The following is a 26,510-nucleotide window of genomic DNA, read 5'->3' as shown; positions in this document are numbered from 1 at the left end:
GCGACGTATCGGAGCGGTAGGGGCCGGCCCCCTGGACGTACGAGAGAGGGACAGCCACATGCGGGACGCGTACCACGAGGAACTTGACTCGATCGGCGACAGCCTGGTCGAGATGGCCCGCCTGGTCGGGTCCGCGATCGGGCGCGCCACGACGGCCATGCTCGACGCCGATCTGAAGATGGCCGAGAGCGTGATCGCCGCCGACCAGAAGGTCGACGATCTCCAGCACGACCTTGAGGCGCGCGCGATAGCCCTGCTGGCGCGGCAGCAGCCGGTCGCCACCGATCTGCGCATCGTCGTCACGTCCCTGCGCATGAGCGCCGACCTGGAGCGCTCGGGCGACCTCGCCCAGCACGTCGCGAAGCTGGCGCGGCTGCGCTTCCCGGAGTCGGCGGTGCCGCGCGACCTGCACGCCACGATCCTGGAGATGGGCCAGCTCGCGCAGCGCCTGATGGCAAAGGCGGCGGAGGTCATCATCACCAAGGACGTCGACCTGGCGCTCCAGCTGGAGCAGGACGACGACGAGATGGACCAGCTGCACCGCACGCTCTTCCAGCACCTGATGGACGACCGCTGGAAGCACGGCATCGAGACGGCCGTCGACGTGACGCTCCTCGGCCGCTACTACGAGCGCTTCGCGGACCACGCGGTGTCGGTCGCGAAGCGGGTCGTGTACCTGGTCACGGGCGAGCACGCGGACGAGATCCAGGCGGCGGGTGCGACGGGCGCGACGGGTGCCGCTGGGGCGACGACGACAGGTCCGGCTCCGGTGGAGGGCGCGTAACCCTCTCCCACGCGCGGGTGGCCCCGCACGACGACGTCAGGTGTCGCGCGGGGCACGGGCACGGCGGTGCGGGGCGCGCGGGGCCCCTCGGGTCCGTGCGTCAGCCGCAACCGCCGCCGCACTGGCAGGGTCCGCCGGACTGGCAGCCGCAGCCGCATCCCGAGCCGCAGCCGCAGGCGCCCAGGAGTACGAGGGCGGGCAACCCCGGCGTGTCGACCGGCTGCTCGGGGACGGGTTCGCGCATGGGGGACTCGGGCATGGTCTCCTCCTCAAGGGCGTACGACGTACTGCCTGTTGCCCATTGCATGCCCACGGGGGCGGGCGCATCAACGGCGCACGCGCGCGTGCGCCGTTCCCGCCGTACGAGCGCCTCCCGGGGCCGCCCTCGGGAGGTGGCGGTGGCATACACGTGCCGCACGTGCCGATTCGGTCGCGGAAGAGCGGTTTGCTGCCAAGTACGGGTGACGGCGGACCCAGGAGGGCCGCTTTCGGGCTACACAGGAAAGCCGGGACGTTCTCTTCCGAGGGGGCCTGGCCGTGGTTCTGACGATCAACGTGGCGGTTCTGCTGGCTGTCGTCATCGTCCTGCGCCTGCGCAGGAAAACGCAGGCCCGCAGCCGCAACGACGAACAGCTGACGGTGGCCATCGTGCTGGTCTTCGGCGTACTGATCGCCCCCACGGGCTTCGGCCAGTGGATCCTCGAGATGGTCCGCAACCTGGCCCAGGGGATCACGGATTCGGGCAGCCCTTGAGGCGGTCGGGGAGCGGAAGGCCTCCTCTGGATGGCCCGTGCCTATGGACGGCCCGTGCCTATGGCTGGCCGGCGCCCATGGAGGGCCGGTGCCCATGGGTGACGTCAGGCGTCGAAGTCGTATTCCAGAACGTACGAGGCGGCGTCCAGCGTCATTTCGTTGAACTCGACGGGGCGCCTCTCGGTCGTGAACGCCGTGCGGCAGATGAGGATGACCGGGGTGCCCGCCGGCATGCTCAAGCTCGCCGCCTCGTCCTTCGTGGGCATGCGTGAGCGGATCTCTTCGCGGAAGTGCGCCGGTGCGTGGCCGAGTTCGGCGAGCCTGGCGTAGGTTCCGCCGTCTCCCGTGTCCTGCCGGGTGATCGCGGATCCGGCGACCAGGGACATGGGCAGGTAGCTGGTCGCGAGCAGGACGGCTTTGTCGTCCAGCACGAAACGGCGGCGCCGCACGCACACCGGCTGTTCGTCCGCCAAGTCCAGGACGGAACCGACGTGTTCGGGTGCACTCTCCTCGGACACGGCGATCTCATCGACCTCGAGGGAACGGTCCTCGATGTCCACCGCCCAGACCGAACGGCCGCTGCCCCACTGCTGTCGGGCCAGCCGCTGGACGGCTCGGCGCCTGAGCGGGCGGAAGCTGCGGACGAACACGCCCGCTCCCTTGCGGGCTTCGGCGATGCCCTCGTCCTTGAGGACCCCCAGAGCCTGGCGGGCCGTCATGCGGGCCACGCCGTGTGCGGCCATGAGGTCGTTCTCCCCCGGCAGGCGGTCACCCGGACCGTACCGACCCGCCTGGACCGCCTCGCGCAGGCCGTCCGCGATCCGCTGGTACTTGGGCCGAGGGCCGTCTTCGGTGTGGACCATCCCGCAGGTCTCCTCCCTCTCTTCTCTAGACACCTTAGGCCACGGGTTGGCGGCGGTCGTGCCTTCCGGCGTTCGGTTGACATCTCTAGAGATGATGGCCAGAGTGAGATGTATAGAGAGGCCCGACGGCCTCGGGAGTGACTCGGGTTCGGGAGTGACTCGGGAGCGAGAGGTGCGGAACGCCGATGCCCTATACGATCTGCCGCCATCCCTGTGAGGAGTCGCCGCGCCTCGGTTCGATGACCTTGCGGCCCGTAGCGGAATCCGTGCCCCGGGCCCGGCGCCGGTTCCGGAAGCTGATCACTCCGTACGAACCCGCCTGCTCCGTCGACGACTGCGTCCTGATGATCTCGGAGCTCGTGACCAATGCCGTCGTCCACGGCAGGTCGACCGCGCCCTGGGTCGTCCGGGTGGAGTGGTTCCGCGACGGTGGCGCCCTCCGGGTCGAGGTGCACAATCCGGGGCTGCCGGACGCCGTGCGGCTCAGACGCCCCGACGCCGACGACGCGCACGGGCGCGGGCTGCTCCTCGTCGACTCCGTCGCCGGCTCCTGGCACGCCGGGCCCAGCCGCTTCGGCGGGACCGTGGTCTGCTTCCGGATGGCCGACGCCTGGCCGTCCTGAACGCGCAACGGCCTGCGGGCAGATGCCCACAGGCCGACGCGCGCCACACGGTCCTCGGCCCACGAGCGAAGCGTGGACCGGGGGCTACTTGTGCGGGCTTACTTCTTCTTGCCCTGGTTCTTGACCGCCTCGATCGCCGCCTTCGCGGCCTCCGGGTCGAGGTAGGTGCCGCCCGGGGTGAGGGGCTTGAAGTCGGTGTCCAGCTCGTACGAGAGCGGGATGCCGGTCGGGATGTTCAGGCCCGCGATGTCGGCGTCGGAGATGCCGTCCAGGTGCTTGACCAGGGCGCGGAGGCTGTTGCCGTGCGCGGCGACCAGGACCGTCTTGCCGGTCAGCAGGTCCGGGACGATGCCGTCGAACCAGTACGGGAGCATGCGGACGACGACGTCCTTCAGGCACTCCGTCTGCGGGCGCAGCTCGGGCGGGAGCGTCGCGTAGCGCGGGTCCTCGAACTGGGAGTACTCGGCGTCGCGGTCCAGCGGCGGCGGCGGGGTGTCGTACGAGCGGCGCCACAGCATGAACTGCTCCTCGCCGAACTCGGCGAGGGTCTGGGCCTTGTCCTTGCCCTGCAGCGCGCCGTAGTGGCGCTCGTTCAGGCGCCAGCTGCGGTGGACCGGGATCCAGTGGCGGTCAGCCGACTCCAGGGCGAGCTGGGCCGTGCGGATCGCGCGCTTCTGGAGCGACGTGTGGACCACGTCGGGGAGCAGGCCGGCGTCCTTCAGCAGCTCACCGCCGCGGACCGCCTCCTTCTCGCCCTTCTCGTTGAGGTTGACGTCCACCCAGCCGGTGAACAGGTTCTTCGCGTTCCATTCGCTCTCGCCGTGGCGGAGGAGGATCAGCTTGTACGGTGCGTCGGCCATGCCTCTGAGCGTAATCGAACCCCGGGGGGCCTCGCGCGCGCGGGCGCGGGAGCGGACAGTTGACGGCGTTCGTCAATTGTGTGGCGGTCCCGGGTGCGGGACTCGTAACGTGTGCATGCCGTCTTCGCCACTTACACATCAGCCGCTTGCACCTTCGGGGGGACCTCCATGCCGTACGCCGCCACAGGACGCATGAGACGCGCCGTCACCGAGAGCGTCTCGGGGCTCCCCCGGGCCTTCTGGTGGCTGTGGACCAGCACCCTGATCAACCGGCTCGGCGCCTTCGTCGCCACCTTCATGGCGCTGTACCTGACCCTGGAGCGGGGCTACTCCGCCTCGTACGCGGGGCTCGTGGCCGCGCTGCACGGGCTCGGCGGCGTCATCTCCTCGCTCGGCGCCGGCGTGATGACGGACCGGCTCGGGCGGCGGCCCACGCTGCTGATCGCGCAGGCCTCGACGGCCGTGTCCGTGGCGGTGCTCGGCTTCATGGAGCATCCGGTCGCCATCGCGGGCGTCGCCCTCCTGGTGGGCATGGCCAGCAACGCCTCGCGCCCCGCCGTGCAGGCGATGATGGCCGACATCGTGCGGCCCGAGGACCGGGTCAGGGCGTTCTCGCTCAACTACTGGGCCATCAACCTCGGCTTCGCGGTCTCGTCGGCGGGCGCCGGGTTCATCGCCTCGTACAGCTACCGCGCCGGGTTCCTGATCGAGGCCGCCATGACCATGGCGTGCGCGATCGTCGTCTTCGCGAAGCTGCCGGAGTCCCGGCCCGTGCGCACGGCGCTGGAGAAGGCCGCGGAGCCGGCGGTCGGCATGGGGACGGTCCTCAAGGACGGGCGGTTCATGGGGGTCGTCGGGCTCTCCTTCCTGGTGGCGCTGATCTTCCAGCAGGGGTCCGTCGGGCTGCCGGTCGCCATGGGTGAGGCGGGCTTCGCCCCCTCCGACTACGGCATCGCGATCGCCGTGAACGGCGTGCTGATCGTTGCCCTGCAGATCCCCGTCACCCGGTTCATCGAACACCGGGACCCACGACGGCTGTTGGTGATCTCCTCGGTCCTCGCCGGGTACGGCTTCGGGCTCACCGCGTTCGCCGGATCGGTCGGCGCCTTCGCGATGACAGTGTGCGTGTGGACGCTCGCCGAGATCGTCAACGCGCCGACCCAGACGGGCCTGGTCGTACGCCTCTCCCCCACGCACGGTCGCGGCCGCTACCAGGGCATGTACACGATGTCCTGGTCCGTGGCGGCGCTCGTCGCCCCGCTGATGTCGGGCTTCACGATCGACCGGTTCGGCGCGGAGTGGCTGTGGGGGACGTGCGCGGTGCTCGGGACGGTGGCGGCGCTGGGGTACTGGGGGTTGATGCGGGCGCTTCCGGAGGAGCCGGTGCGCGTGCAGGAGGAACTCGTTCGCAAGGAGGAGCCGGTGCGCGTACCGGAGACGCCCGCTCCTGCGGAGGCTGTCGTTCCGGCCCCCGCGGTCGCCGCGGAGGCCATCGCCTCCGCCCCGTCCATCACCGCGGAGGCCATCGCCTCAGCCCCGTCCGCCCCCGCGCGGCCCTGAGGCCTGAGGTCGCGTCAGGTGGGCGAACGCGTCCAGGTTCCGCGTCGACTCACCGCGGGCGACCCGCCACTCGTACTCCTTGCGGATCGCCGACGCGAACCCCAGCTCCAGCAGTGTGTTGAAGGAGTCGTCCGACGCGGAGAGGACCGACCCGAGGAGCCGGTCCAGTTCCGCGGGCGTGACCGCGGCGAGCGGCAGCTTGCCGGCGAGGTAGATGTCGCCGAGCGAGTCGATCGCGTAACCGACCCCGTACAGGCGGAGGTTCCGCTCCAGGAGCCAGCGGTGCACCGCCTCGTGGTTCTCGTCGGGGTGCCGGATCACGAACGCGTTCAGGGAGAGCGAGTGGTTGCCGACGCGCAGCGAGAGCGTGGTGGAGAGCTTTCGCGTGCCGGGCAGCTTCACCACGTACGAGCCGGGCCCGGTGCTCTCCCACTCGAGCTCCGCGTCGTCCAGGGTCCGTTCGATGACCGTCGCGGTGTCCGGAGGAGTGTCTGCCTGCTCAGCCATGGTGCGAGCGTACGTGACGCTGCGACGCCCGGAAGTCGTGCATGGCCGCCGTATAGACGTCCGCCGTGGCCGACGCCGCCGTGTCCCAGCCGAAGGACTCCGCGTGCCGCGCGGCGGCCTCGCCCATGCGGTCGACGAGATGCGGGTGGTCGGCGAAATCGCGCAGCACGCGCGCGTAGTGGGCGGGTTCGTGGCCCTGGATGAGGAAGCCGGTCTCCGCGTCGCGCACGGCGACCGGCAGACCGCCCACCGATGCCGCGAGGACCGGCGTGCCCGCCGCCTGCGCCTCTATCGCGACGAGCCCGAAGGACTCGCTGTAGGACGGCATCACCAGGACCGACGCCGCGCGGAACCAGTCGGCCAGCTGCTCCTGGCCGACCGGCGGCTGGAAGCGGACCACGTCCGCGATGCCCAGCTTCGCCGCCAGCTTCTGCAGCCCCTCGGGCTTCGCCAGGCCGCTGCCGCTCGGGCCGCCGACTATGGGGACGACGATGTTCGAACGCAGCGCGGGACGCTCGTCCAGGAGGACGGCGACCGCGCGGAGCAGCAGGTCGGGGGCCTTCAGGGGCTGGATGCGGCCCGCGAAGAGCGGCACGAGGGCGTTCTGCGGCAGCCCGAGCCGGTGCCGGGCGGCGGCGCGGCCGTCGGCGGGCCGGAAACGTTCGAGGTTCACGCCGGGGTGGACGACGGCGACCTTGCCGGGCTCGGCCTCGTAGTGGCGTACGAGCTCGTCGGCCTCTTCGGAGGTGTTGGCGATGAGCCGGTCGGCGGCCCGCACGATCTGCGTCTCGCCGATGACGCGGGCGGCGGGCTCAGGTGTGTCGCCCTCGGCGAGCGCCGCGTTCTTGACCTTCGCCATGGTGTGCATGGCGTGGACGAGGGGGACGCCCCAGCGCTCGGCGGCGAGCCAGCCGACGTGGCCGGAGAGCCAGTAGTGGGAGTGGACCAGGTCGTAGTAGCCGGGGCGGTGGCCCGCCCAGGCCTGCATCACGCCGTGGGTGAAGGCGCACAGCTGGGCCGGCAGCTCTTCCTTGGCGAGCCCTTCGTAGGGGCCCGCGTCCACGTGCCGCACCAGGACGCCGGGCGCGAGCTCCACCGCGGACGGCAGCCCGCCGGTGGTGGCGCGCGTGAAGATCTCGACCTCGATGTTGATCGCGGCGAGACGCTTGGCGAGCTCGACGATGTAGACGTTCATGCCGCCCGCGTCCCCGGTGCCGGGCTGGTGCAGCGGCGAGGTGTGGACGCTGAGCATGGCCACGCGGCGCGGGCGCCGGGGGGAGCCGGGGATGCGGAGCCGGGAGGGTGCCGCCGGGGAGCGACGCCCGAGCCTGGACACGTACTGGCTCACGTGGCGGTCCTCCTTGCGTACGGGCATGACAACGCGGAGGGCGTACGGTCCTCCGGAGGGAGAACACCGGACGTCGCCGCTCCATTTCCACCCCGCTCACCGCGCGCCCTATTTTGCCAAAGCATTACGTGGAGCTCTCAACCGGTCGTCCCCGCATACCCTTCTCCCATGGCCCCACGCACCCCTTCCCGCCCCGTGGGAACGGTGACGCGCGGGACCACGAACCCGAACCGGCTGCGCCGCATGGACCGCTGGATCGCCGCAGTCCATGGCCCCGCGCTGCGCCGTTCCCCCGACCCCGTCGCCGTCGACCTCGGCTACGGCGCCTCCCCCTGGACCGCCGTCGAGCTGCTGCTGCGGCTGCGCTCCGTCGCGCCGCACGCGCGCGTGGTCGGCATCGAGATCGATCCGGCGCGGGTCGCGGCGGCCGCGCCCTACGAACGCGAGGGCCTGACCTTCCGGCACGGCGGCTTCGAGGTGCCGCTGCCGGGCCCGCCCGGCGCGGGTCCCGTCCTGATCCGGGCCGCGAACGTCCTGCGGCAGTACGACGAGGAGCAGGTCGCCGACGTCTGGCGGCGGCTGTGCGCCCACCTCTCCCCCGGCGGCCTGCTCGTCGAGGGCACCTGCGACGAGATCGGACGGCGGCACGTGTGGGTGGCGCTCGGGCCCGAGGGGCCGCGCACGGTGACGTTCGCGGCGCGGCTCGGCTCCCTGGAGCGGCCCTCCGACCTCGCCGAGCGGCTGCCGAAGGCGCTGATCCACCGGAACGTGCCGGGCGAGCCGGTGCACGCGTTCCTGCGGGACTTCGACCGGGCCTGGGCGGCGGCGGCGCCGTACACGTCGTACGGCGCCCGGCAGCGGTGGATCAGGGCGGTCCGCGACCTGACCGCCGACTGGCCGGTGCTCGACGGGGCTTCGCGGTGGCGGCAGGGGGAAGTGACGGTGCGGTGGGGGGCGTTGGCGCCTCGGGCGGGGTGAGTCGTGGACCTCTCGGGCGGAGTGAGTCCCGGACGCTCGGGCGGAGTGAGTGCCGCACACCTCCGGCGAGATGAACCCCCGGCTGCCCCGTCGGGATGAACCCCGGCTGCCTCCGTCGGGGTGAACCCCGAGGTCACTCCGGGGCCACCCGGAGGTCACCCGGAGATGGTCCGGTGTGGGGAGCCGACGGGGAACGATCTCCACGTGCCGCACGTCACATGGGGCGAGTGGGGGGATCGGAGTTGCCGCCGGGCTCTGTCGGATCGGGCGTCGGCGTGGCACCATCCCGTTGGCGACCGTAAGTTACTGACGGTAAATCAGCTTTGGGGGTGGCAGGACGTGACCGGCAAGCGATACTCGGCGGCGGCGACTGTGGCGCTGATCTGCGCGGCTGTGGTGGTGACCGCACCAGGAGCGGCGTACGCGAGCCCGGCTCCTTCTCCACGACCCACGGACCCGGCCCCGGCCCCGGCCCCCAGATCGGACAAGTCGCTGGAGCAGGTCCGCAAGGACATCGACGACCTCTACCACGACGCGGGCGTGGCCACGGACGCGTACAACGCCGCCGAGGAGAAGGCCGACAAGCAGTCCGAGCAGATCGTGAAGCTGGCCAAGGACATCGCCGAGGGCCAGGCGAAGCTCAAGAGGCTGCAGGCCCGCGCGGGCGCGGCGGCCCGCGCCCAGTACCGAGGCGGCGGTCTGCCGGACGAGGCCCGGCTGATGCTGAGCGACGACCCGGGCCAGTTCCTCGACGGCGCGGGGCGCATGCGGCAGGGCCAGAAGGCGGCCAAGGGCATGCTCACCGAGTTGGAGCGCACGCAGGAGGACCTGCGGATCTACGCCAAGGACGCCACCGCCCGCTGGAAGAAGCTGGAGGCCAACCGCAAGGCGAAGGCGGCCTCGAAGAAGCGGATCAAGAAGAAGATCGCCGCCGCCGAGAAGCTCGAGTCGACGCTGGAGAAGAAGGAGCGGGAGCGGCTGCGCAAGATGGAGGAGGCCGCCGCCCTCAAGAAGCAGTCGGCGTGGGTGAGTTCAGGTGTCCTGAAGGACATCGACGGCAAGGCGTCGGCCCAGGGCAGGAAGGCGATCGCGTTCGCCACCGCCCAGATCGGCAAGCCGTACGTGTGGGGAGCCGAGGGCCCGGGGTCGTACGACTGCTCGGGGCTCACCTCGAAGGCCTGGTCGGCGGCGGGCCGCGGCATTCCGCGGACCTCGCAGGAGCAGTGGAAGCAGCTGCCGCACGTCGACGTGAAGAACATGCGCCCCGGCGACCTGATCATCTACCACTCGGACGCCAGCCACGTCGGGATGTACCTGGGCGACGGCGCGATCGTGCACGCGCCGCGGCCGGGCCGGGACGTGACGATCACGGGGGCGGGGTCGATGCAGATCCTCGGGGTCGTACGGCCGGACAAGTAGGGGGCACCGCGGCGGGCACGCGGTGGGCAGTGGGCACGCGGTGGGCACGCGGACCGGCATACGCGGTGGACACGCGGACCGGCATACAGGGTCAAGCACCCCCGCACCCCGCACCCCGGTGTGACCCAGTGCACGCCGCGGCGGTCCGCTCAACCCGCACGGCGTGATGTTCGTCATCCCCCGCAGGGACCTGCCGTGCCCAATTGCGTTCCTGGATGCGGCATATGACGGTGGCCGTTTGCCGCGCGGCATTCCAATGGAGGCGCGGCTACCGCTATGGTCCCCGTCGGTGCTGCGTCGACCTGCGCGGCACCACGCCCTCGGGGGGAGGGAAGGACCAAGCGATGCCCGTACCCATACCGCGGCAGAGAGCGATCCCGGCCGCGGAAGGCGGTCAGGCTCATGCGGCGCCCCCGTACGACACGGCGGCCACCACCGAATCCGCCAGCACCACCCGCACCACCGGAACCACCGACAACGGCCACACCCAAAAGAACAGCTACGGCGACAGCACCACCGGCACTGGTACCGGCACCAGCACTGGCACCGGCACTGGCACCGGCGGCAACTCCGGGGCGCTCACCCTGCTCGTGATTGAGGACGACCCCGCGGGCTCGCTGAGCCTCCCCGCGCTCCTGGACTCCGCCGGCAAGCCCATCCGCATCCGCACCGCCCGCAACCTCACCGAGGCCGAGCGGCTGCTCACGGATGACGTGCACTGCATCCTGCTCGACCTGGCCCTGGCCGGTCCGGGCGCCGCGGAGGCGGACGAGGACGAGCTCACCGCCCTCAAGCACGTACTGCGCCTCGCGCCGAGGCACGCCGTCCTCGCCCTCACCGCGAACGACGACTCCGAGGCCGGCGCCGAGGCCGTGCGCGTCGGCGCCCAGGACTACCTCTTCCGGGAGGAGCTGGACGGCCGGCTGCTGAGCCGCGCCATCCGGTACGCGGTGGAGCGCAAGCGTGCCGACGTCGCCCAGCGCCAGCTGTCCGAGTCCCGGCTGCGGGCACAGGAGAACGCCCGCCTGGAGCGTGGCCTGCTGCCCACGCCGCTCCTGGACGGCTCACCGCTGCGCTTCGCCGCGCGGTACCGGCCCGGCCGCTCCCGCGCGCTGCTCGGCGGCGACTTCTACGACACGGTGCGCACGCCCGACGGTTCCGTGCACGTCATGATCGGCGACGTCTGCGGGCACGGCCCCGACGAGGCCGCGCTCGGCGTGGAGCTGCGGATCGCCTGGCGCGCGCTGACCTTCGCGGGCCTGTGCGGCGACGAACTGCTCTCCACACTTCAGAAGGTCCTGGAACACGAGCGCGCGGACGAGGAGATCTTCGCGACGCTCTGCACGGTCGACATAGCCCCCGACGGCCGCCGGGCCGGGCTCTGCCTCGCCGGGCACCCGTCGCCGCTGATCGCCCGCGAGGGCCGGCTCGCCGAGCTGCTTCCGTACGAGGACGGCGGCCCGGCGCTCGGACTGCTGCCGCGCGCCCGCTGGCCGCGCCGCCAGGTGGAGCTCGGCGGCACATGGAGCCTGATGCTCTACACCGACGGCCTGATCGAGGGCCGGATCGGCCGGGGCAATCAGCGGCTGGGGCAGGAAGGCATGGTGGAGATGGTCCGCCGCCAGATCGCCGCCGGGCTGCAGGGCGACGAACTGCTCGAAGCCGCCGTGAACGAGGTGCGCGATCTCAACGGCGGGGATCTGACGGACGACGTGGCGGTCCTGCTCCTGGACCGGACGCCGGGCGGCCGGTGAGCCACCCGGCGGGCTGACCGCACGGGGTCACGACCGCACGGGGTCACGACCGCACGGCCCACACGGCCATCGGGTGTCGTCACCCGTCCCCGGTGCGGGGTCAGCGACCGCCGTTGTACGGCCCGTACGGACCGTCGCTGCTGGAGCCGCCGCGGCGCCCGCCCCGGCCGCCGGTGATCTGCTGGATCGCGGGACGCACGTCCACCATGTACACGATGGTGGCGACGAGCCCGATGATCGGCAGGAACGACAGGATCGGGAAGATCAGGTTCACCACGAAGGCGAGGCCGAGAATGATCAGCCAGAACGGCTTGGTCTTCTTGTCCGCCGCGCGGTAGGCGTCCTCGCGCCGGACGGCGGCGTCGATGAGCGCGAATCCGCTGAAGACGATCAGGGCCAGCGACAGCAGCCACATGAAGTTCGCGAACCCTTGCATCAGCACAACGTCCACCACCAGTCTCGGCTCATCATTACGCGGCCACGGTACCCGCTACCCGGTCAACGGGACGGGCACGCCGGTAGTGCCCGTCCCGCTCCCGTCCCGGCCCCGCCCCATGGACACGACCGTGCCTGTTCCGCCTACTTGGCGGGCGGCGTGTTCTTCTTCGCGGCCGTCTTGCGGGGCGTGCCCGCGGTCTTCTTCGCGGCGGGCTTCTTCGCCGGGGCGGCGGCCACGCCCTGCGACCCGGTGGCCGCGGACGGCTGACGGGTCACGGGGGTCACGGGGGTGACGGGGCTGACCGTGGAGGTCGTGGAGGTCCCGGAGGTCCCGGAGGTCGTGGAGGCACCGGCCGTCTTGCCGGTCTCCGGCTCGGCGTCCGGCTCGACCGTCTCGGCCAGGTCGAGGATCTCCTCGGCCGCCTCGCCGCGCCAGGCCTTCACGGCCTGCTCGCCGTGCTCGGCGACCTCGTCGTACTTCTCGCGCGCCTTGACGGCGAACTCGGCGGCCACGCCGACACCGCGCAGCGCGAGGTCCTGGGCGGTCTCGCCGAGCTTCTTCAGGTCGGTGTCGAGCGTGCCGAGCACCTCGGTGACCTTGGCCTGCAGGGTCTCCTGCGCCTCCTTGGCGCGGGTGGCGGCCTTGTCCTGCACGGTCTTGGGGTCGGTGTTGCGCACCGCATCGAAGCGGGACGGCGCCTCGGCGATCAGCTGCTCGACGATGCCGGGCACCTTCTTCGCCTGCTGGAACGCGAGGTCCGCGGAACCGGCGACGAAGTACGCGGGCGTGGGGTTGCTGAGGGTCTTGCGCAGGTCATCGGTGATGGCCATGACGATGGTCCTCCCGGAATCGCGTCAGCTTGTCACTTGAGGGTGATGGTGCGGTTGTGGCTCGGCACTTCGTGCCCCGAGCTCCGTGCTCTGTGCTTCGTGCTTCGTGCTTCGTATGGACGGGCATCACGCAGGTCCGTCGGCTCCGCGGATGTCGTCGCCGGCGCCGTCCTGGCGGTCCCGGCCGTCCTGATCGTGCTGATCGTGCTGATCGCCCTGATCCTCCGCGTACGACGAGGTCTCGAAGCCGTTCTCCTTGCGGAACGACTCGTAGATCTGGAGGAGCACCTGCTTCTGGCGCTCGTTGATGGACGGGTCGGCGAGGATGACGGCGCGCGTCTCCAGCTCGTCCCGCTCCTTCTCGTCGAGGATCCCGGCCCGCACGTACAGCGTCTCCGCGGAGATCCGCAGCGCCTTGGCGACCTGCTGCAGGACGTCGGCGCTCGGCTTGCGCAGGCCGCGCTCGATCTGGCTCAGATACGGATTGGACACCCCGGCGGCATCGGCGAGCTGCCGCAGCGACAGCTGCGCGTTGCGCCGCTGCTCGCGCAGGTACTCCCCGAGATTGCCGACGTTGAGCGATGCCATGCCGTCGATGGTGCAGCACCCTTGCTAACTTTTGCAAGCGACCGCTTGCAAAAGTGCGCCACGCCACTGTGCTCCGGTGCTCGGCCGGTGAAGATTGCGTCGATCAGTCGATCACTTGGCGATGGCCGCGCCATCGGCCGCAGTAGTTACCATCCGGGCCTTCGGTTCGAAGAAGGATCGATGACTGCTCTGGACTTGGCGGACGGGGCACTCGGCGGCATCGTCGCCTGGTACTCGACCGTCCACACCCCGCCAGAGCTCCTGCCGACCGTGTTCGCGGAATGTCACCGGGTGCTGGCCCCAGGCGGCCACATGCTCCTGGCGTTCAAGGCCGGAAACCAGCGTCGGCACCTGCACAAGGGATACGGCCACGAGCTGTCGCTCGACGTCCACTGGATGTCGCCTGATCTGATGGCCGGCCTGATGAACAACGCCGGCCTCGTCGTGGATGCTCGGTTGATCCGCGAACGTGGCGAGAGCGAGAGGCCTCGGTCGGTCCGGCAAGCCTTCTTCCTCGCCCACAAGCCCGACGCATCGGGACCAGTTGCCTCAGGGTGAGCGGGACAGACGAACACGTCGCATCTCGCTCAACCGGAGGCACCTCAAGTCAGCGCGCCGCCCTGTCTCACCTTCAGCGAGACCGGACATCACGCCAGTTGACTCTGACGTCAGCCGCATCGGAGTCGATCATTAGGCTCCGCTCATGACCAGCGCCCCCGGATTCACCTGCTCGTGCTGCGGCAACCACCACGCCGAGCTCCCGATGAACTATTCGGCCACCGCCCCGTACGTATGGGAACCGAGCTTCGCGGACTCTGCGGACTGCCTTCTCTCATCGGATCAGTGCGTGATCCAGGCACAGCACTACTTCGTCAAGGGTCTGGTCGAGATACCGATCATCGGCAGTGACGAGGTGTTCTCCTGGGCCGCTTGGGTCTCCCTCAGCCGGGACAACTTCGCCCGATGCGCGGATCTTTGGGACACCACGGGACGTGAAGCCGAGGAGCCGTACTTCGGGTGGTTGTCCACCGACCTCTTCCTCTACGCGCCCAGCACCATCAACTTGAAGACCCGCGTCCACACCCGACCCATCGGACATCGTCCCTTCATCGAACTGGAGCCGACCGACCACCCTCTCGCAGCCGAACAGCGGACCGGCATCACCATGGAGCGTGTCCGTGCCATCGCCGAAGCCGTTCTCCACCCCACCGACAGCGAATCCAAGTGACGTCGAACGGGCAGCAGACCTGGCGTTCCCCCGGGCACACCCCACTGTCCGGCCCCTGAAGTCCGAAGTCCCCCCCGGAGTCCAGCGTCTGCTGTCGGCAGAGCCCCCTATGCCTCACCCCCACCCCCGTCCAGAATGCCCGCATGGTCAGGAACCCGGTGGTGCGACGGCTCGATCTCGGTTGGTTCGTGCGGCCTGCCTCGGAGGTCGGCGGGCCACATCCCCGTGTCGAACCCGCCCTCGCCTATCTGGTGCGGCACGACGCGGGGTTCATCCTCTTCGACACCGGGATCGGCGCGGCGGATCCCGGGACCGAGGCCCACTACCGGCCCCGGAGGCGGGCGTTGGCCGATGCCCTGGCGGGGGCCGGCGTCGGTATCGGTGACATCTCCATGGTCGTGAACTGCCACCTGCACTTCGACCACTGCGGCGGGAATCCGCTCTTCCCCGGCGTGCCCATCCTGGTCCAGGACGTCGAACTGGCCACCGCCCGCCGCGGCGGCTACACCATCGACGCGCTGATCGACTTCCCCGGCGCGGCCTACGAGGAGGTCGGCGGCGAGGCCGAGATCCGGCCGGGGGTCTGGGTCGTCCCGACGCCCGGGCACACCGAGGGACATCAGTCGCTGGTCCTGCGGCAGGACGACGGCAGCGTGGTCCTCGCGGGTCAGGCACACGACTTCGCCTCCGATTTCGCCTCCGCCCAGCTGGCCCGGCACGCCGCCCTGCACGGCGTCGAGCAGCCGCTCCCGCCCCGTCCGCACTGGCTGGACCGGCTCGCCGACTTCGATCCGCGCCGTGTCCTCTTCGCCCATGACTGCTCGGTCTGGGAACCCGCGGCGGAACCCCCGGATCCGGTCAGGAATCGAGAAGCGTCCGCCCCGCGCCGCCGTTAGCGTGGCCCCCACGACGACACGTGCCGGAGAAGGACCGCCGGGCGGTCCGGGGCCCGACAGACGGAGACCACCATGAGCAAGGCCCGGAAGACCCCACCGCGGGCGGCGGCCTCGCCCGCACCCGCCGCCCCCGGTACCGGGTCCGCCCCGCACGCCGCCGACCGGCACGACCTCATCCGGGTGCACGGCGCCCGCGAGAACAACCTCAGGGACGTCAGCATCGAGATCCCGAAGCGCCGGCTCACGGTGTTCACCGGTGTCTCCGGCTCGGGCAAGAGCTCACTGGTGTTCGACACCATCGCCGCGGAGTCGCAGCGGCTGATCAACGAGACGTACAGCGCGTTCGTCCAGGGGTTCATGCCGACGCAGGCGCGCCCCGAGGTCGACGTGCTCGACGGGCTGACCACCGCGATCACCGTCGGCCAGCAGCGGATGGGCGGCGACCCGCGCTCCACCGTCGGCACCGCCACCGACGCCAACGCCATGCTCCGCATCCTCTTCAGCCGGCTCGGCACACCGCACATCGGGCCGCCCAGCGCGTACTCCTTCAACACCGCCTCCGTACGGGCCAGCGGCGCGATCACCGTCGAGCGGGGCGCCAGGACCAAGGCGCAGAAGGCGACCTTCCAGCGCACCGGCGGCATGTGCGCGCGCTGCGAGGGGCGCGGCAGCGTCTCCGACATCGACCTCACCCAGCTCTACGACGACACCAAGTCGCTCTCCGAGGGCGCGTTCACCATTCCCGGCTGGAAGTCCGACAGCCAGTGGACCGTGCAGGTCTACGCCCAGTCCGGGTTCGTCGACCCGGACAAGCCGATCCGCGCGTACACGAAGAAGGAGCTGCGGGCCTTCCTCTACGGGGAGCCCGTCAAGGTGAAGGTCAACGGCGTGAACCTCACCTATGAAGGGCTGATCCCGAAGATCCAGAAGTCGTTCCTCTCCAAGGACAAGGAGTCGTTGCAGCCGCACATCCAGGCGTTCGTGGAGCGGGCGGTCACCTTCACCGTCTGCCCCGAGTGCGACGGCACCCGGCTCAGCGAGGGTGCCCGGTCCTCGAAGATCGGGCGGAAGTCCATCGCGGACCTCTGCGCGATGGAGATCAGGGACCTGGCCGAGTGGGTACGGGGGCTGGGCGGCGGGACCGGTTCCGGCGCCGCGGCCGGAGAGGGGGGCGCCGCCTCGTACGAGAGCGTGGCGCCGCTGCTCACCGCTCTGCAGCAGACCCTCGACTCCTTCGTGGAGATCGGCCTCGGCTACCTCGCGCTCGACCGCCCCGCGGGCACGCTCTCCGGCGGCGAGGCGCAGCGCGTGAAGATGATCCGTCACCTCGGCTCCTCGCTCACCGACGTCACGTACGTCTTCGACGAGCCCACGATCGGCCTGCACCCGCACGACATCCAGCGGATGAACGGCCTGCTGCTGCGGCTGCGCGACAAGGGGAACACCGTGCTCGTCGTGGAGCACAAGCCGGAGACGATCGTGATCGCCGACCACGTCGTGGACCTCGGCCCCGGCGCGGGCACCGCCGGCGGCACCGTCTGCTTCGAAGGCACCGTCGAGGGGCTCCGCGCCTCCGGCACCGTCACCGGCCGCCACTTCGACGACCGGGCGGCGCTGAAGGAGACCGTGCGCGAACCCACCGGGGCGCTGGAGATCCGCGGCGCGGACACGCACAACCTGCGCGGCGTCGACGTCGACATCCCGCTCGGGGTGCTCACGGTCGTGACCGGCGTCGCCGGCTCCGGCAAGAGCTCGCTCGTGCACCGGTCGATGCCGGCCGGCGCGGAGGTGGTGACCGTCGACCAGACGCCGATCCGCGGCTCGCGGCGCAGCAACCCCGCGACGTACACGGGACTGCTCGACCCGATCCGGAAGGCGTTCGCGAAGGTGAACGGAGTGAAGCCCGCGCTGTTCAGTGCCAACTCCGAGGGCGCCTGCCCGACCTGCAACGGCGCCGGTGTCATCTACACCGACCTGGCGATGATGTCCGGCGTGGCCACCCCGTGCGAGGACTGCGAGGGCAGGCGCTACCAGGCGTCGGTGCTGGAGTACCGGCTCGGCGGGCGCGACATCAGCGAGGTCCTCGCGATGTCGGTGGACGAGGCCGCGGAGTTCTTCGGCGGCGGCGAGGCACACGCGGGGGCTCACGCGAAAGCGCAAACGGGGGCTCGCGCGAAGGCCCAGGCGGAGGCACACGCGGAGGCGCACACCCCCGCCGCCCACCGGATCCTGCGGCGCCTCGCGGACGTCGGTCTCGGCTACCTGAGCCTGGGCCAGCCGCTCACCACCCTCTCCGGCGGTGAACGGCAGCGGCTGAAGCTGGCCACCCACATGGGCGACAAGGGCGGGGTCTACGTCCTCGACGAGCCGACGACCGGCCTCCACCTCGCCGACGTCGAGCAGCTCCTCGGCCTCCTCGACCGGCTCGTCGACGCGGGAAAGTCGGTCGTCGTCGTCGAGCACCACCAGGCGGTCATGGCCCACGCCGACTGGATCATCGACCTCGGGCCGGGCGCGGGCCACGACGGCGGGAAGATCGTCTTCGAGGGCACACCGGCCGACCTGGTCGCGGCGCGCTCCACGCTCACGGCGGAGCACCTGGCGAAGTACGTCGGGGCGTGAGGGGCGCCGCGGTGCCCCGCTCGGTACCGTGGATCTGTGCCCCGTGCGTCCAGCGTCCCCCTCACCGACCTCGTCCGGCTGCGCCAGGCCCGCGACCGGATGGACCGCGACTACGCACAGCCGCTGGACGTCCCCGCGCTGGCGCGCGGCGCCCTGATGTCGGCGGGCCACTTCTCGCGCAGCTTCCGTGCCGCGTACGGCGAGACCCCGTACAGCTATCTCATGACGCGCCGCATCGAGCGCGCCAAGGCGCTGCTGCGCCGCGGTGACCTCAGCGTCACGGAGGTCTGTTTCGAGGTGGGCTGTACGTCGCTCGGCTCGTTCAGCTCGCGCTTCACCGAGCTGGTCGGGGAGAGCCCGAGCGCCTACCGGGCCCGCGACCACGCCGACGGCGCCGCCGTCCCCGCCTGCGTCGCCAAACTGCGCACCCGGCCGGTCAGGAACGGAGAAGCGAAGACCGACCCGAGTGCCTAGCGTGGAAGGCATGGACATCGAACTCGCGCAGTGCTTCATCGCCGTCGACGATCACGACAAGGCGCTCGCCTTCTACCGTGACGTGCTCGGTTTCGAGGTGCGCAACGACGTAGGTTTCGAGGGTATGCGGTGGGTGACCGTCGGGCTTCCCGCGCAGCCGGGCGTGGAGATCGTCCTCGAACCCCCGCTCGCGGACCCGAACGCCCCGGCCGCCGACCGCCGGGCGGCGGCGGAACTGATGGCCAAGGGCATGCTCCGCGGCGTCAACTTCCGCACCGCCGACTGCGACGCGACCTTCGAGCGGGTGCGCGCCGCGGGCGGCGAGGTGCTCCAGGAACCGGTGGACCAGCCGTACGGCGTGCGGGACTGCGCCTTCCGCGACCCGGCCGGGAACATGCTCCGCTTCGTCCAACCGCACGGGAAGTAGCGGCCACGCGCGAAGTAGCGGCCACGCGCGGGGCGGCCGGAGGCGGTTGTTGACCTTCACCTTGGGGGAAGCCGCAGCATCGGTGGGGCCGGGCGCGGTGCCCGGTACGAGGGAGGGGCGGGCCATGAGGCTGTTGACCATCGGGGCGTTCGCGAAGGCGTCCCGGCTGTCGCCGAAGGCACTGCGCCTCTACGACGAGCTCGGCCTGTTGCGCCCCGCCGACGTCGATCCGGTGACCGGTTACCGCCGCTACGCGCCGGGCCAGCTGGACCGGGCCCGCCTGGTCGGCTGGCTCCGCCGCCTGGGCATGCCGCTCGCCCGCATCCAGCACGTGTGCGCCTTGGCGGACGCGGAGGCCGGGGCGGCGGTGGAGGTGGCAGCGGGTGCGGGGGCGGCGGGTGCGGGCCCGGGTGCGCGTACGCGTACAGCTACGGGCACAGGTATGGGTACGGGCACGGGCACGGGTGTCGCGGAGGCCGCCGCCCAGGAGGTCCGCGCGTACTGGGCGCAGGTCGAGGCCGAGACCGCCGCCCGGCGGGACCTCGCCACCTTCCTCGTCGACCATCTGACACGGAAGGACCCCACCTTGTCCTCGACGTCCTCGACCACCGGGCCCCTCGGCATCCGCGGCGCGGCCCTGTCCGACACGGGCCTCGTCCGGGAGAGCAACCAGGACACCGCGTACGCGGGCACCAGGCTGCTCGCCGTCGCCGACGGCTGCGGGCGCGCGGGTGCGCGGGCCGGCACCGCCGCCGTCGACACGCTCAAGCACCTGGAGACCCCGCAAGCCCTGGAGGGCAAGCAGATCCTCGACGTCCTCGAGGACTCCATCGAGTCGGCCCGGCAGGCCGTACGGGGCATCGCCACGGAAGCGGCAGCGGCAGCGGCCGCCGCACACGAGGCGGAGGAGGCGGACGAGGCGCACGAGGCGCACGAGGTGTGCGGCGCGCACCACGCGTACGACGCCGGTACGACGCTCACCGCGATGTTCTTGACCGGCTCGCAGCTCGCCCTCGTGCACATCGGCGACTCCCGGGCCTGCCTCCTGCGCGACGGGGAGTTCTTCCAGATCACCCACGACCACACCGTGGTGCAGTCCCTGCTCGACGAGGGCCGCATCACACCGGAGGAGGCGTCCTCACACCCTCAACGGGCGCTGCTGAGCCGGGCCTTGACGGGCGGCCCGGACGATACCCCCGACGTACGCCTGCACGACGCCCGGCCCGGGGACCGCTACCTGCTCTGCTCCGACGGCCTGTCCACCGTCGTCCCCTCCGAGGAGGTGCGACGGGTGGTCGCCACGGTCGACGATCCCGCCGAGGCCGTACGGGAACTCGTCGCGCTGGCCAACTCCCTGGGCGGACCCGACAACGTCAGCTGTGTGGTCGCCGACGTCCTGGAGCTCCCGGGCCGGGGCGGTCACCGCGGGCCGGCGGCAGCGTGAGCCGCAAGGACGCAAAACCGCCTAGACGTGGAAGGCGGTGGTTGTTCCGAGGGCGGCCCGCTCGGTGGTGACCCGGTTCACCGGCGCGCTCCCGTCGGCGTAGCCGAAGGAGACGCCCACGAGCAACTTTCCGTCGGTGACGCCGAGTTCGCCCCGGATGGTGTCGGCGTAGAAGCTGAGCAGGCCCTGCGGGCAGCTGTTCACGCCGTAGGCGGCCATGGCCAGGAGCAGCGTCTGCAGGTACGCGCCGACGTCGGCGGCCAGCCGGGCCCCGCCGTCGCCGGTGACGAACAGGAACGCGGCATGCGGGGCCCCGTAGAAGCGCAGGCTCCGCGCGTCGTAGGCCGCGCGTGCCGCGTGGTCATCGGGGCCGATGCCCAGCGCCCCGTACAGGCCGGCGCCGAAGGCTGCCCGCCGCTCCCGGTGGACGGGGGTGTACATGTCCTCGGAGTACGGGAAGTCGGCCGAGGTGCGGTGTGCGGCGTGGGCCGCCTGCAGGGCGTCCGCCAGTCGTTCGCGCTTCGGGCCGCTGACCACCTCGACCCGCCAGGGTTGCGCGTTGGAGTTGGACGGCGCGGCGCCGGCGAGAGCGAAGATGGCACGCATCGTGGCGTCGGGCACGGCCTCGGGGCGGAAGGCGCGGGTCGCGCGACGGCCGCGTATCAGCTTCTCCGCGTAGCCGCTCGGCTCGGCCGGAACCGGCCCGTCCAGCTCACTCGGCTCACTCGGCCCATCCAGCTCACTCGGCTCACTCGGCTCACTCAGCTGACTCGGCTCATTAGGTCCGCTCAGCCCGCTCATGGGACTCACCTCACGTCTTGAGAACGCTTAAGTAAACAGGTGCGTTTACATACGGTCACTGTAATCACCCCTCTCCCTGAAGTAAACGAGAACGTATACTTGGCCCATGAGCACGGAGACGACGGCGCCTCGACGGCAGGGGCGCGGCGGGCGCGAACGGATCCTGGCCGCCGCCGCCCGGCTGTTCGCGGCCCAGGGGATCAACGCGACCGGCATGGAACAGGTCGCGGAACAGGCGCCGGTCTCCAAGCGCACCCTCTACGCGCACTTCCGGACCAAGAGCGACCTGGTCATCGCCCATCTGCAGGACCTCGGTCCGTCGGGCCGGACCCTGGAGAGCGCGCTGGCCCGCGAGGACGTCCCCGCGCGGGACCGCATCCTCGCACTGTTCACCCTTCCCGCGCCGGACGCGGTTCCGGTCCGCGGATGTCCGTTCATCGACGCCGCCGTGGAGTTCCCGGACCCGCGGAGCGCGGTCCACTCCTATGCCCGCGACCAGAAGCTGCTGATGGTGCGGCTGGTCACCGCGCTGGTGACGGAGCTGGGCTGCCGCGAGCCCGCCGCGCTCGCCGAACAGCTCGTGACCCTCGCGGACGGGGCCGCCAGCCGCGCCATGGTGCTGGGCGACGCGGAGTACGGACGACACGCACGGGCCGCGGCGGAGGTCCTCCTCGACAACGCCCTGACGGGGACGGCCTGACGGAGGCGGCCCGGCAGGGGGCGGCGCCCCACGGAAAGGCGTCCGTCACCGCCGGGCGCGGCATGGCCACTTTTAAGTGGGTACTTGGCGGGCCACCGGCCGGCGGGTGAAGCTGATGGGGCAGCGGCGGACAGCGCCGACAACGGAAGGGGGATCGTGACGGTGCGTCAAGCGCCTTGCCGGACAGTGGACTCGACGGGGCCGCGTGCCGCCATCGCGTCCAGCCGCCGGTGTCCCCAGTCGGACAGCGGGGCCAGTGCCTCGCAGAGGTCCCGGCCGAACTCCGTGAGGGAGTAGACGGTCTTCAACGGCCGTACGTCGTGCACCTCCCGGAGCACGAGGCCGTCCTCCTCCATCTCGCGCAACGCCTGGGTCAGCACCTTCTCGGTCAGCCCCGGCAGCAGGCGCCGTATCTCGCCGGGCCGGCGCGGGCCGGTCTCCATCGTCCAGAGCAGCGCGGTCTTCCACTTGCCGTCGATCACGGCGATCGCGGCGGTCACCCCGCAGACGTTCGGGTCATGGGCGCGGCTGCGCGTCATCTACGTCCCCTCCCCCTTCACTGCACCCTCCGCTGTGCCTCGTCCATTCTTCTGCATCCATTTTCTGCGTCCATTTTTCTGCGCACACGGAAGTCGAATCATGCCTCAGCACACCCACCAGCCGCCCACGACCAACGCCAACGCCGACGCCGACGCCACCAGCGTCACCGTCATCGGCCTGGGCCCCATGGGCCAAGCCCTCACCCGCGCCTTCCTCGCCGCCGGGGTGCGGACCACCGTGTGGAACCGGACTCCCGGACGGGACGGCGAGCTCGTCGAGCTCGGCGCCGTGAGCGCCGCCACCGCCGAAGAGGCGGTCTCCGCAAGCCCGTTGACCGTCGTCTGCGTCGTCAATTACGACGCGTCGGACGCCGTACTGCGCCGCGACGACGTCACCCGCGCCCTCAAGGGACGGGCCCTCGTGAACCTCAGCGCCGACACACCTCACCGGGCCAGGGACACCGGCGACTGGGCGGCCGCGCACGGCATCCGGTACCTGGACGGCGCGATCATGACGCCGGCCACGACCATCGGCACGCCGCACGGGGTGTTCATCCACAGCGGCGACGCCGCGCTCTACGAGGAGCACCGCCCCGTCCTCGAAGCGCTCGGCGGTACCCACACCCACCTCGGCGACGACATCGGCCGGGCGGCGGCGTACGACATCGCGCTCCTCGATGTCTTCTGGACCTCGATGACCGGCTATCTGCACGCGTTGGCGGTGGCGAAGGCCGAGGGGATCTCCGCGCGGGAGCTGGCGCCGTTCGCGGCCGGGATCAGCGCGATCCTCCCGGCGCTCTTCGAGGAGTTCGCGGTGGACGTGGACACCGGCACCTACTCGGGTGCGGTCAACCCGATCACGTCGGCGGCCTCCACCATGGCCCACATCATCCACACCTCCGAGGCCCACGGCATCGACGCGAGCGTCATGCGGGCCGCCGAGGGCCTGGCCCGCCGCGTCATCGGCGAGGGCCACGGGGCCGACGGCTCGACCCGGATCACGGAGCTGATCGGCCGGCGCTGAGTCACGCGTGGTTGCCGGCCGTCAGCTCCACCTCGGTTCCGACCGGTGCGAACTCCCGTACCAGCCAGGCACGTTCACTGACGCGGGTGCCTGCGCCGGTGGTGTACGGCGGCACGGTGAGTACGGGTCCCGCCTCGCCCCCGGCGCGCAGCTCCGCGTCGACGATCACCCCGTCGGAGAAGCGCAGGTCGACGCCGACCGGCCGCGGTGCGGCGGCGAAGGCGTGCGGGTCGGGCAGGCCCTGGAGGCGGAGGCGGGCACCCGGGAACAGGTGGGTGTGCCCGCATGTCGCCGGTACCGTCTCCGGTGCCGAGGGGCCGGAAGGGTGAGAGGGGTCCGAGGGGCCGGAAGGGTGCGAGGGGTCGGAGGGGCCCGAGAGCCCTGAGGGTTCCTGCGGTTCGGGGGCGGGGCGGGGCATGGGCGGACTCCGTGGCCGTCGGCGGCGAGCTGTTCCGGGCAGCCTGCCGGAAAAGGGGTGCGGTTCGACGCGTCCGCCGCGCCCGGCACCGCGCTCACGCCTGATCGGAGCAGACGGACGGCCGACGGGCGGACACCCACCCCCTCACCCTCCCTCCCCCCCCCACCCCTCAACCCCCGCTCCCCCACCCCCATATCCCCGTTCTCCCGCACGCCGGGGGGAAAGCGGACAGGATGGTGGGCGGAGTTCGTTCGCCGGCCCCGGGGGGAGCCACCCATGAACCGTCCTCTGCGCCGCATCGCCGTCTTCTGCGGTCTCCTGACGCTCGCCCTGCTCCTGCGGGCGACCTGGGTGCAGTTCGCCCAGAACGACGAGCTGAGCAGCGACAAGCACAACCGGCGCGTACAGATCGAGGCCTTCTCCCATCCTCGCGGCGACATCATCGTCGGCGGCAAGTCGATCACCGGTTCGCGGGAGACCCCGGGCTCCGACTTCACGTACAAGCGCGTGTTCAGACAAGGCCCGATGTACGCACCGGTCACCGGCTACTTCTCGCAGGCCCAGGGCGGCACCTTCCTGGAGGGCGTCCACAACGGCATCCTCAGCGGTACCGACGACCGGCTCTTCATCCGGCGCACCCTGGACATGCTGACCGGCAAGAAACGGCAGGGCGGCGACGTCGTCACGACCATCGACCCCAAGGCGCAGAAGGCCGCCTACGAGGGGCTGGTGAACCTCGACGCCAAGGGCGCGGTGGTCGCCCTCGACCCCCGCTCCGGCAAGGTGCTCGCCCTCGCCAGCACCCCCTCGTACGACCCGTCGGTCTTCGCGGGGATCTCGCTCGCCGAGGGCAGGAAGTTCAAGGAGCTCAGCGAGCGCGCGGACAAGCCGCTCAGCAACCGCGCGCTGCGCGAGATCTACCCGCCGGGCTCCACCTTCAAGATCCTGACCGCCGCGGCCGCCCTGGAGCACGGCGTGGTGACGGACATCGACGAGCCGACCGGCGCCGAGACCCCGTACAAGCTCCCCCTCAGCTCCACCCGCATCGGCAACGACGTGCCCGGCGCCGACTGCGACAAGGTGTCCATGAAGACCGGCATGCAGTGGTCCTGCAACAACGTCTTCCTCGACATCGCGCTGCGGGTCGGCGAGGACCGGATGCGGGAGACGGCGGAGAAGTTCGGCTTCAACGAGGAGCAGTTCCTTCCCGTACGGGCCGTCGCGAGCAGCTATCCGGAGAAGCTCGACAAACCGCAGACCGCGCTGACCGGCATGGGGCAGGGCAGCCTGACCAGCACGCCGCTGCAGATGGCGATGGTCACCGCGGGTCTCGCCAACGACGGCAAGGTCATGAAGCCCTACCTGGTCGAGGAGTTGCGCGGCCCCGACCTCGCGGCGCTCGAGAAGGGCGAGCCGCGCGAGCTCGACCGGGCGGTCTCCGAGAAGACCGCGCGGACGGTGCAGGAGATGATGGAGAACACCGTCGAGAACGGCACCGCGAACAAGGCGCGGATCGACGGCGTCACGGTCGGCGGCAAGACCGGCACGGCCCAGCACGGCGCGGACGTCAACGACGAGCGCCCGTACGCCTGGTTCGTCTCCTACGCCAAGAACGGCAAGGGCGAGTCACCCGTGGCGGTGGCCGTCTTCGTCGACCCGTCCGACATGAGCATCCCCCGCTCGGAGATCGCGGGCGGCAAGCTGGGCGCGCCGATCGCGAAGGCGGTCATGGAGGCGGTGCTGGGGTCGCGCCGGTGAGGCGAGGGGTTCGGTGACCTCGGCGACCTCGGCGACCGGTCACGTCACACGTCGAGAATAATGTAACCGAGTTAAATTCATAACCGGGTTTTGACGGCGGGTACACTGTGCGCATGAGCAGCGCGCGCAGGACGGACGAGCACGCACGCACGACGAACGAGCACGCCCGCGGGACGGACGACCGCCCGGCCCCCGGGGCGCCGGGTAAGACCCTGACCGGCCTCCCCACCCCCGGCGGCCTGCGCGAACGCAAGAAGCAGCGCAGGTACGAGGAGATCTCCGAGACGGCCATCGCGCTCTTCCTGGAGCGAGGCTTCGAGAAGGTGTCGGTCGCGGAGGTCGCGGAGGCGGCCGAGGTCTCCAAGCCGACCCTGTTCCGGTACTTCGCGTCCAAGGAGGACCTGGTCCTGCACCGCTTCGCGGACCACGAGGACGAGGCGGCCCGGGTGGTCGCCGCGCGCCCCGCCGGCACGGCCGCGCTCGACGCCCTGCACCGCAACTTCCTGGCCGGCCTCGAACGCCACGACCCGGTGACGGGCCTGTGCGATGTCCCCGCCGTCCGTGCCTTCCACCGCCTCCTCTACGGCACCCCGTCCCTGGTCGCCCGCCTGTACGGCTACCAGGACCGCTCCGAACAGGCGCTGGCCGCCGCCCTGACCGAGGCACACGGCGGCACCCCGCTCCAGGCCCGCCTGGCCGCCGGCCAGATCGTGGCCGTGCAGCGGATCCTCGCCGAGGAGACGTGGCGCCGCATCGCGGCGGGCGAGAGCGCGCGGGAGGCGGCCCCCGACGCGCTCAGCTCCGCGAACGAGGCGTACGCCCAACTCAGGGCGGGGCTACCGCGCTACGCGTGAGCCTTCCCCGGGACCGGGG

Annotated in this window: 29 protein-coding genes; 18 read left to right on the top strand and 11 right to left on the bottom strand. The window is 71.2% G+C overall.

Annotated features, from left to right (window positions below):
* Positions 1–58: 58 nt before the first annotated feature.
* Positions 59–784 (top strand): phosphate signaling complex protein PhoU, encoded by a 726-nt coding sequence (gene phoU, locus ACZ6B8_RS36510; protein WP_471088107.1) that lies wholly within the window; start codon positions 59–61, stop codon positions 782–784.
* 100 nt (positions 785–884) lie between these two features.
* Here phoU and ACZ6B8_RS36505 read toward each other — a convergent pair whose 3' ends face one another.
* Positions 885–1,043 (bottom strand): hypothetical protein, encoded by a 159-nt coding sequence (locus ACZ6B8_RS36505; protein ID WP_471088109.1) that lies wholly within the window; start codon positions 1,041–1,043, stop codon positions 885–887.
* 278 nt (positions 1,044–1,321) lie between these two features.
* Here ACZ6B8_RS36505 and ACZ6B8_RS36500 point away from each other — a divergent pair, with 278 nt between their 5' ends.
* On the top strand, positions 1,322–1,537 hold the full coding sequence (locus ACZ6B8_RS36500) for a hypothetical protein (protein WP_471610024.1): 216 nt from the start codon (positions 1,322–1,324) through the stop codon (positions 1,535–1,537).
* A 104-nt stretch (positions 1,538–1,641) separates the two neighbouring features.
* Here ACZ6B8_RS36500 and ACZ6B8_RS36495 read toward each other — a convergent pair whose 3' ends face one another.
* A complete protein-coding gene (locus tag ACZ6B8_RS36495; protein ID WP_471610023.1) occupies positions 1,642–2,400 on the bottom strand; it encodes a GntR family transcriptional regulator in 759 nt (252 codons plus the stop codon).
* 185 nt (positions 2,401–2,585) lie between these two features.
* Between ACZ6B8_RS36495 and ACZ6B8_RS36490 the strand changes: the two genes are divergently transcribed.
* Complete coding sequence (locus tag ACZ6B8_RS36490) at positions 2,586–3,023, top strand: ATP-binding protein (protein WP_471610022.1); 438 nt, start codon at positions 2,586–2,588, stop codon at positions 3,021–3,023.
* 98 nt (positions 3,024–3,121) lie between these two features.
* Here ACZ6B8_RS36490 and ACZ6B8_RS36485 read toward each other — a convergent pair whose 3' ends face one another.
* Positions 3,122–3,883: a phosphoglyceromutase gene (locus ACZ6B8_RS36485; RefSeq protein WP_471088143.1), complete on the bottom strand. Its 762-nt coding sequence runs from the start codon at positions 3,881–3,883 to the stop codon at positions 3,122–3,124.
* A 192-nt stretch (positions 3,884–4,075) separates the two neighbouring features.
* Here ACZ6B8_RS36485 and ACZ6B8_RS36480 point away from each other — a divergent pair, with 192 nt between their 5' ends.
* A complete protein-coding gene (locus tag ACZ6B8_RS36480) occupies positions 4,076–5,443 on the top strand; it encodes an MDR family MFS transporter (protein WP_471088145.1) in 1,368 nt (455 codons plus the stop codon).
* Here the strand turns inward: ACZ6B8_RS36480 and ACZ6B8_RS36475 are convergent.
* Positions 5,414–5,950, bottom strand: coding sequence for a type III secretion system chaperone family protein (locus ACZ6B8_RS36475; protein ID WP_471088147.1), 537 nt, complete (start codon positions 5,948–5,950; stop codon positions 5,414–5,416). The genes ACZ6B8_RS36480 and ACZ6B8_RS36475 overlap by 30 nt on opposite strands.
* Positions 5,943–7,298: a D-inositol-3-phosphate glycosyltransferase gene (mshA, locus tag ACZ6B8_RS36470; protein ID WP_471088149.1), complete on the bottom strand. Its 1,356-nt coding sequence runs from the start codon at positions 7,296–7,298 to the stop codon at positions 5,943–5,945. Before mshA ends, ACZ6B8_RS36475 begins: the two co-directional genes overlap by 8 nt.
* 168 nt (positions 7,299–7,466) lie before the next feature.
* Between mshA and ACZ6B8_RS36465 the strand changes: the two genes are divergently transcribed.
* The 3 genes from ACZ6B8_RS36465 (at position 7,467) to ACZ6B8_RS36455 (ending at position 11,449) form a co-directional block, all read left to right on the top strand.
* A complete protein-coding gene (locus tag ACZ6B8_RS36465) occupies positions 7,467–8,276 on the top strand; it encodes a class I SAM-dependent methyltransferase (protein ID WP_471610021.1) in 810 nt (269 codons plus the stop codon).
* A gap of 339 nt (positions 8,277–8,615) precedes the next feature.
* Entirely contained in the window at positions 8,616–9,695 is a 1,080-nt protein-coding gene (locus ACZ6B8_RS36460) for a C40 family peptidase (protein ID WP_471610020.1), read from the top strand.
* 344 nt (positions 9,696–10,039) lie between these two features.
* A complete protein-coding gene (locus ACZ6B8_RS36455; RefSeq protein WP_471610019.1) occupies positions 10,040–11,449 on the top strand; it encodes a PP2C family protein-serine/threonine phosphatase in 1,410 nt (469 codons plus the stop codon).
* A 100-nt stretch (positions 11,450–11,549) separates the two neighbouring features.
* Here the strand turns inward: ACZ6B8_RS36455 and ACZ6B8_RS36450 are convergent, their stop codons facing one another.
* The 3 genes from ACZ6B8_RS36450 to ACZ6B8_RS36440 all read right to left on the bottom strand — a co-directional run bounded on the left by ACZ6B8_RS36450 (position 11,550) and on the right by ACZ6B8_RS36440 (position 13,306).
* A complete protein-coding gene (locus tag ACZ6B8_RS36450) occupies positions 11,550–11,885 on the bottom strand; it encodes a DUF2516 family protein (protein WP_358712350.1) in 336 nt (111 codons plus the stop codon).
* 143 nt (positions 11,886–12,028) lie between these two features.
* Positions 12,029–12,718 carry a hypothetical protein gene (locus tag ACZ6B8_RS36445; protein WP_471610018.1) on the bottom strand — a complete coding sequence of 230 codons (690 nt, stop codon included), beginning with the start codon at positions 12,716–12,718 and terminating at the stop codon, positions 12,029–12,031.
* A gap of 126 nt (positions 12,719–12,844) precedes the next feature.
* A complete protein-coding gene (locus ACZ6B8_RS36440; protein ID WP_471088159.1) occupies positions 12,845–13,306 on the bottom strand; it encodes a helix-turn-helix domain-containing protein in 462 nt (153 codons plus the stop codon).
* A gap of 180 nt (positions 13,307–13,486) precedes the next feature.
* Between ACZ6B8_RS36440 and ACZ6B8_RS36435 the strand changes: the two genes are divergently transcribed.
* From ACZ6B8_RS36435 to ACZ6B8_RS36405, 7 genes are all read left to right on the top strand, one after another.
* Complete coding sequence (locus tag ACZ6B8_RS36435; protein WP_471610017.1) at positions 13,487–13,864, top strand: hypothetical protein; 378 nt, start codon at positions 13,487–13,489, stop codon at positions 13,862–13,864.
* A 205-nt stretch (positions 13,865–14,069) separates the two neighbouring features.
* Positions 14,070–14,534 carry a DUF2199 domain-containing protein gene (locus tag ACZ6B8_RS36430; protein ID WP_471088329.1) on the top strand — a complete coding sequence of 155 codons (465 nt, stop codon included), beginning with the start codon at positions 14,070–14,072 and terminating at the stop codon, positions 14,532–14,534.
* Positions 14,535–14,677: 143 nt separating this feature from the next.
* Positions 14,678–15,430, top strand: coding sequence for an MBL fold metallo-hydrolase (locus ACZ6B8_RS36425; protein WP_471088163.1), 753 nt, complete (start codon positions 14,678–14,680; stop codon positions 15,428–15,430).
* A gap of 72 nt (positions 15,431–15,502) precedes the next feature.
* Complete coding sequence (locus ACZ6B8_RS36420) at positions 15,503–18,052, top strand: ATP-binding cassette domain-containing protein (protein WP_471610016.1); 2,550 nt, start codon at positions 15,503–15,505, stop codon at positions 18,050–18,052.
* A gap of 99 nt (positions 18,053–18,151) precedes the next feature.
* Positions 18,152–18,526, top strand: coding sequence for a helix-turn-helix transcriptional regulator (locus ACZ6B8_RS36415; RefSeq protein WP_471088331.1), 375 nt, complete (start codon positions 18,152–18,154; stop codon positions 18,524–18,526).
* Positions 18,527–18,536: 10 nt separating this feature from the next.
* On the top strand, positions 18,537–18,953 hold the full coding sequence (locus ACZ6B8_RS36410; protein ID WP_471088167.1) for a VOC family protein: 417 nt from the start codon (positions 18,537–18,539) through the stop codon (positions 18,951–18,953).
* A gap of 124 nt (positions 18,954–19,077) precedes the next feature.
* Entirely contained in the window at positions 19,078–20,397 is a 1,320-nt protein-coding gene (locus ACZ6B8_RS36405) for a MerR family transcriptional regulator (protein ID WP_471610015.1), read from the top strand.
* Between the two features lie 21 nt (positions 20,398–20,418).
* On the opposite strand, the gene ACZ6B8_RS36400 is transcribed toward ACZ6B8_RS36405, so the two are convergent.
* A complete protein-coding gene (locus ACZ6B8_RS36400; protein ID WP_471610014.1) occupies positions 20,419–21,198 on the bottom strand; it encodes a nitroreductase in 780 nt (259 codons plus the stop codon).
* 106 nt (positions 21,199–21,304) lie between these two features.
* Here ACZ6B8_RS36400 and ACZ6B8_RS36395 point away from each other — a divergent pair, with 106 nt between their 5' ends.
* Positions 21,305–21,898: a TetR/AcrR family transcriptional regulator gene (locus ACZ6B8_RS36395; RefSeq protein ID WP_471610013.1), complete on the top strand. Its 594-nt coding sequence runs from the start codon at positions 21,305–21,307 to the stop codon at positions 21,896–21,898.
* Between the two features lie 167 nt (positions 21,899–22,065).
* Here ACZ6B8_RS36395 and ACZ6B8_RS36390 read toward each other — a convergent pair whose 3' ends face one another.
* A complete protein-coding gene (locus tag ACZ6B8_RS36390) occupies positions 22,066–22,437 on the bottom strand; it encodes a winged helix-turn-helix transcriptional regulator (RefSeq protein ID WP_471088174.1) in 372 nt (123 codons plus the stop codon).
* Positions 22,438–22,537: 100 nt separating this feature from the next.
* Here ACZ6B8_RS36390 and ACZ6B8_RS36385 point away from each other — a divergent pair, with 100 nt between their 5' ends.
* Entirely contained in the window at positions 22,538–23,461 is a 924-nt protein-coding gene (locus ACZ6B8_RS36385; protein ID WP_471610012.1) for an NAD(P)-dependent oxidoreductase, read from the top strand.
* Position 23,462: 1 nt separating this feature from the next.
* Here ACZ6B8_RS36385 and ACZ6B8_RS36380 read toward each other — a convergent pair whose 3' ends face one another.
* Positions 23,463–23,879: a hypothetical protein gene (locus ACZ6B8_RS36380; RefSeq protein WP_471610011.1), complete on the bottom strand. Its 417-nt coding sequence runs from the start codon at positions 23,877–23,879 to the stop codon at positions 23,463–23,465.
* Positions 23,880–24,155: 276 nt separating this feature from the next.
* Between ACZ6B8_RS36380 and ACZ6B8_RS36375 the strand changes: the two genes are divergently transcribed.
* Both ACZ6B8_RS36375 and ACZ6B8_RS36370 read left to right on the top strand, forming a co-directional pair.
* The gene (locus ACZ6B8_RS36375) at positions 24,156–25,637 is read left to right on the top strand and encodes a peptidoglycan D,D-transpeptidase FtsI family protein (RefSeq protein ID WP_471088177.1); all 1,482 of its coding nucleotides are present in this window, start codon (positions 24,156–24,158) and stop codon (positions 25,635–25,637) included.
* A 113-nt stretch (positions 25,638–25,750) separates the two neighbouring features.
* A complete protein-coding gene (locus ACZ6B8_RS36370) occupies positions 25,751–26,491 on the top strand; it encodes a TetR/AcrR family transcriptional regulator (RefSeq protein WP_471610010.1) in 741 nt (246 codons plus the stop codon).
* The last annotated feature ends 19 nt before the right edge of the window (positions 26,492–26,510 follow it).

Source organism: Streptomyces sp. NPDC041122 (genome assembly GCF_055592445.1).
Note: the sequence above shows the minus strand (reverse complement) of the source record. Positions and strands in the feature narration are given on the sequence as shown.

Excerpts from the sequence above, each read along its gene's own strand:
- phoU (WP_471088107.1), top strand. The coding sequence starts at position 59 with ATGCGGGACGCGTACCACGAGGAACTTGACTCGATCGGCGACAGCCTG.
- ACZ6B8_RS36505 (WP_471088109.1), bottom strand. The coding sequence starts at position 1,043 with ATGCCCGAGTCCCCCATGCGCGAACCCGTCCCCGAGCAGCCGGTCGAC.
- ACZ6B8_RS36495 (WP_471610023.1), bottom strand. The coding sequence starts at position 2,400 with ATGGTCCACACCGAAGACGGCCCTCGGCCCAAGTACCAGCGGATCGCG.
- ACZ6B8_RS36490 (WP_471610022.1), top strand. The coding sequence starts at position 2,586 with ATGCCCTATACGATCTGCCGCCATCCCTGTGAGGAGTCGCCGCGCCTC.
- ACZ6B8_RS36485 (WP_471088143.1), bottom strand. The coding sequence starts at position 3,883 with ATGGCCGACGCACCGTACAAGCTGATCCTCCTCCGCCACGGCGAGAGC.
- ACZ6B8_RS36480 (WP_471088145.1), top strand. The coding sequence starts at position 4,076 with ATGAGACGCGCCGTCACCGAGAGCGTCTCGGGGCTCCCCCGGGCCTTC.
- ACZ6B8_RS36475 (WP_471088147.1), bottom strand. The coding sequence starts at position 5,950 with ATGGCTGAGCAGGCAGACACTCCTCCGGACACCGCGACGGTCATCGAA.
- ACZ6B8_RS36465 (WP_471610021.1), top strand. The coding sequence starts at position 7,467 with ATGGCCCCACGCACCCCTTCCCGCCCCGTGGGAACGGTGACGCGCGGG.
- ACZ6B8_RS36455 (WP_471610019.1), top strand. The coding sequence starts at position 10,040 with ATGCCCGTACCCATACCGCGGCAGAGAGCGATCCCGGCCGCGGAAGGC.
- ACZ6B8_RS36450 (WP_358712350.1), bottom strand. The coding sequence starts at position 11,885 with ATGCAAGGGTTCGCGAACTTCATGTGGCTGCTGTCGCTGGCCCTGATC.
- ACZ6B8_RS36445 (WP_471610018.1), bottom strand. The coding sequence starts at position 12,718 with ATGGCCATCACCGATGACCTGCGCAAGACCCTCAGCAACCCCACGCCC.
- ACZ6B8_RS36440 (WP_471088159.1), bottom strand. The coding sequence starts at position 13,306 with ATGGCATCGCTCAACGTCGGCAATCTCGGGGAGTACCTGCGCGAGCAG.
- ACZ6B8_RS36435 (WP_471610017.1), top strand. The coding sequence starts at position 13,487 with ATGACTGCTCTGGACTTGGCGGACGGGGCACTCGGCGGCATCGTCGCC.
- ACZ6B8_RS36430 (WP_471088329.1), top strand. The coding sequence starts at position 14,070 with ATGAACTATTCGGCCACCGCCCCGTACGTATGGGAACCGAGCTTCGCG.
- ACZ6B8_RS36425 (WP_471088163.1), top strand. The coding sequence starts at position 14,678 with ATGGTCAGGAACCCGGTGGTGCGACGGCTCGATCTCGGTTGGTTCGTG.
- ACZ6B8_RS36420 (WP_471610016.1), top strand. The coding sequence starts at position 15,503 with ATGAGCAAGGCCCGGAAGACCCCACCGCGGGCGGCGGCCTCGCCCGCA.
- ACZ6B8_RS36415 (WP_471088331.1), top strand. The coding sequence starts at position 18,152 with ATGGACCGCGACTACGCACAGCCGCTGGACGTCCCCGCGCTGGCGCGC.
- ACZ6B8_RS36410 (WP_471088167.1), top strand. The coding sequence starts at position 18,537 with ATGGACATCGAACTCGCGCAGTGCTTCATCGCCGTCGACGATCACGAC.
- ACZ6B8_RS36405 (WP_471610015.1), top strand. The coding sequence starts at position 19,078 with ATGAGGCTGTTGACCATCGGGGCGTTCGCGAAGGCGTCCCGGCTGTCG.
- ACZ6B8_RS36400 (WP_471610014.1), bottom strand. The coding sequence starts at position 21,198 with ATGAGCGGGCTGAGCGGACCTAATGAGCCGAGTCAGCTGAGTGAGCCG.
- ACZ6B8_RS36395 (WP_471610013.1), top strand. The coding sequence starts at position 21,305 with ATGAGCACGGAGACGACGGCGCCTCGACGGCAGGGGCGCGGCGGGCGC.
- ACZ6B8_RS36390 (WP_471088174.1), bottom strand. The coding sequence starts at position 22,437 with ATGACGCGCAGCCGCGCCCATGACCCGAACGTCTGCGGGGTGACCGCC.
- ACZ6B8_RS36385 (WP_471610012.1), top strand. The coding sequence starts at position 22,538 with ATGCCTCAGCACACCCACCAGCCGCCCACGACCAACGCCAACGCCGAC.
- ACZ6B8_RS36380 (WP_471610011.1), bottom strand. The coding sequence starts at position 23,879 with ATGCCCCGCCCCGCCCCCGAACCGCAGGAACCCTCAGGGCTCTCGGGC.
- ACZ6B8_RS36375 (WP_471088177.1), top strand. The coding sequence starts at position 24,156 with ATGAACCGTCCTCTGCGCCGCATCGCCGTCTTCTGCGGTCTCCTGACG.
- ACZ6B8_RS36370 (WP_471610010.1), top strand. The coding sequence starts at position 25,751 with ATGAGCAGCGCGCGCAGGACGGACGAGCACGCACGCACGACGAACGAG.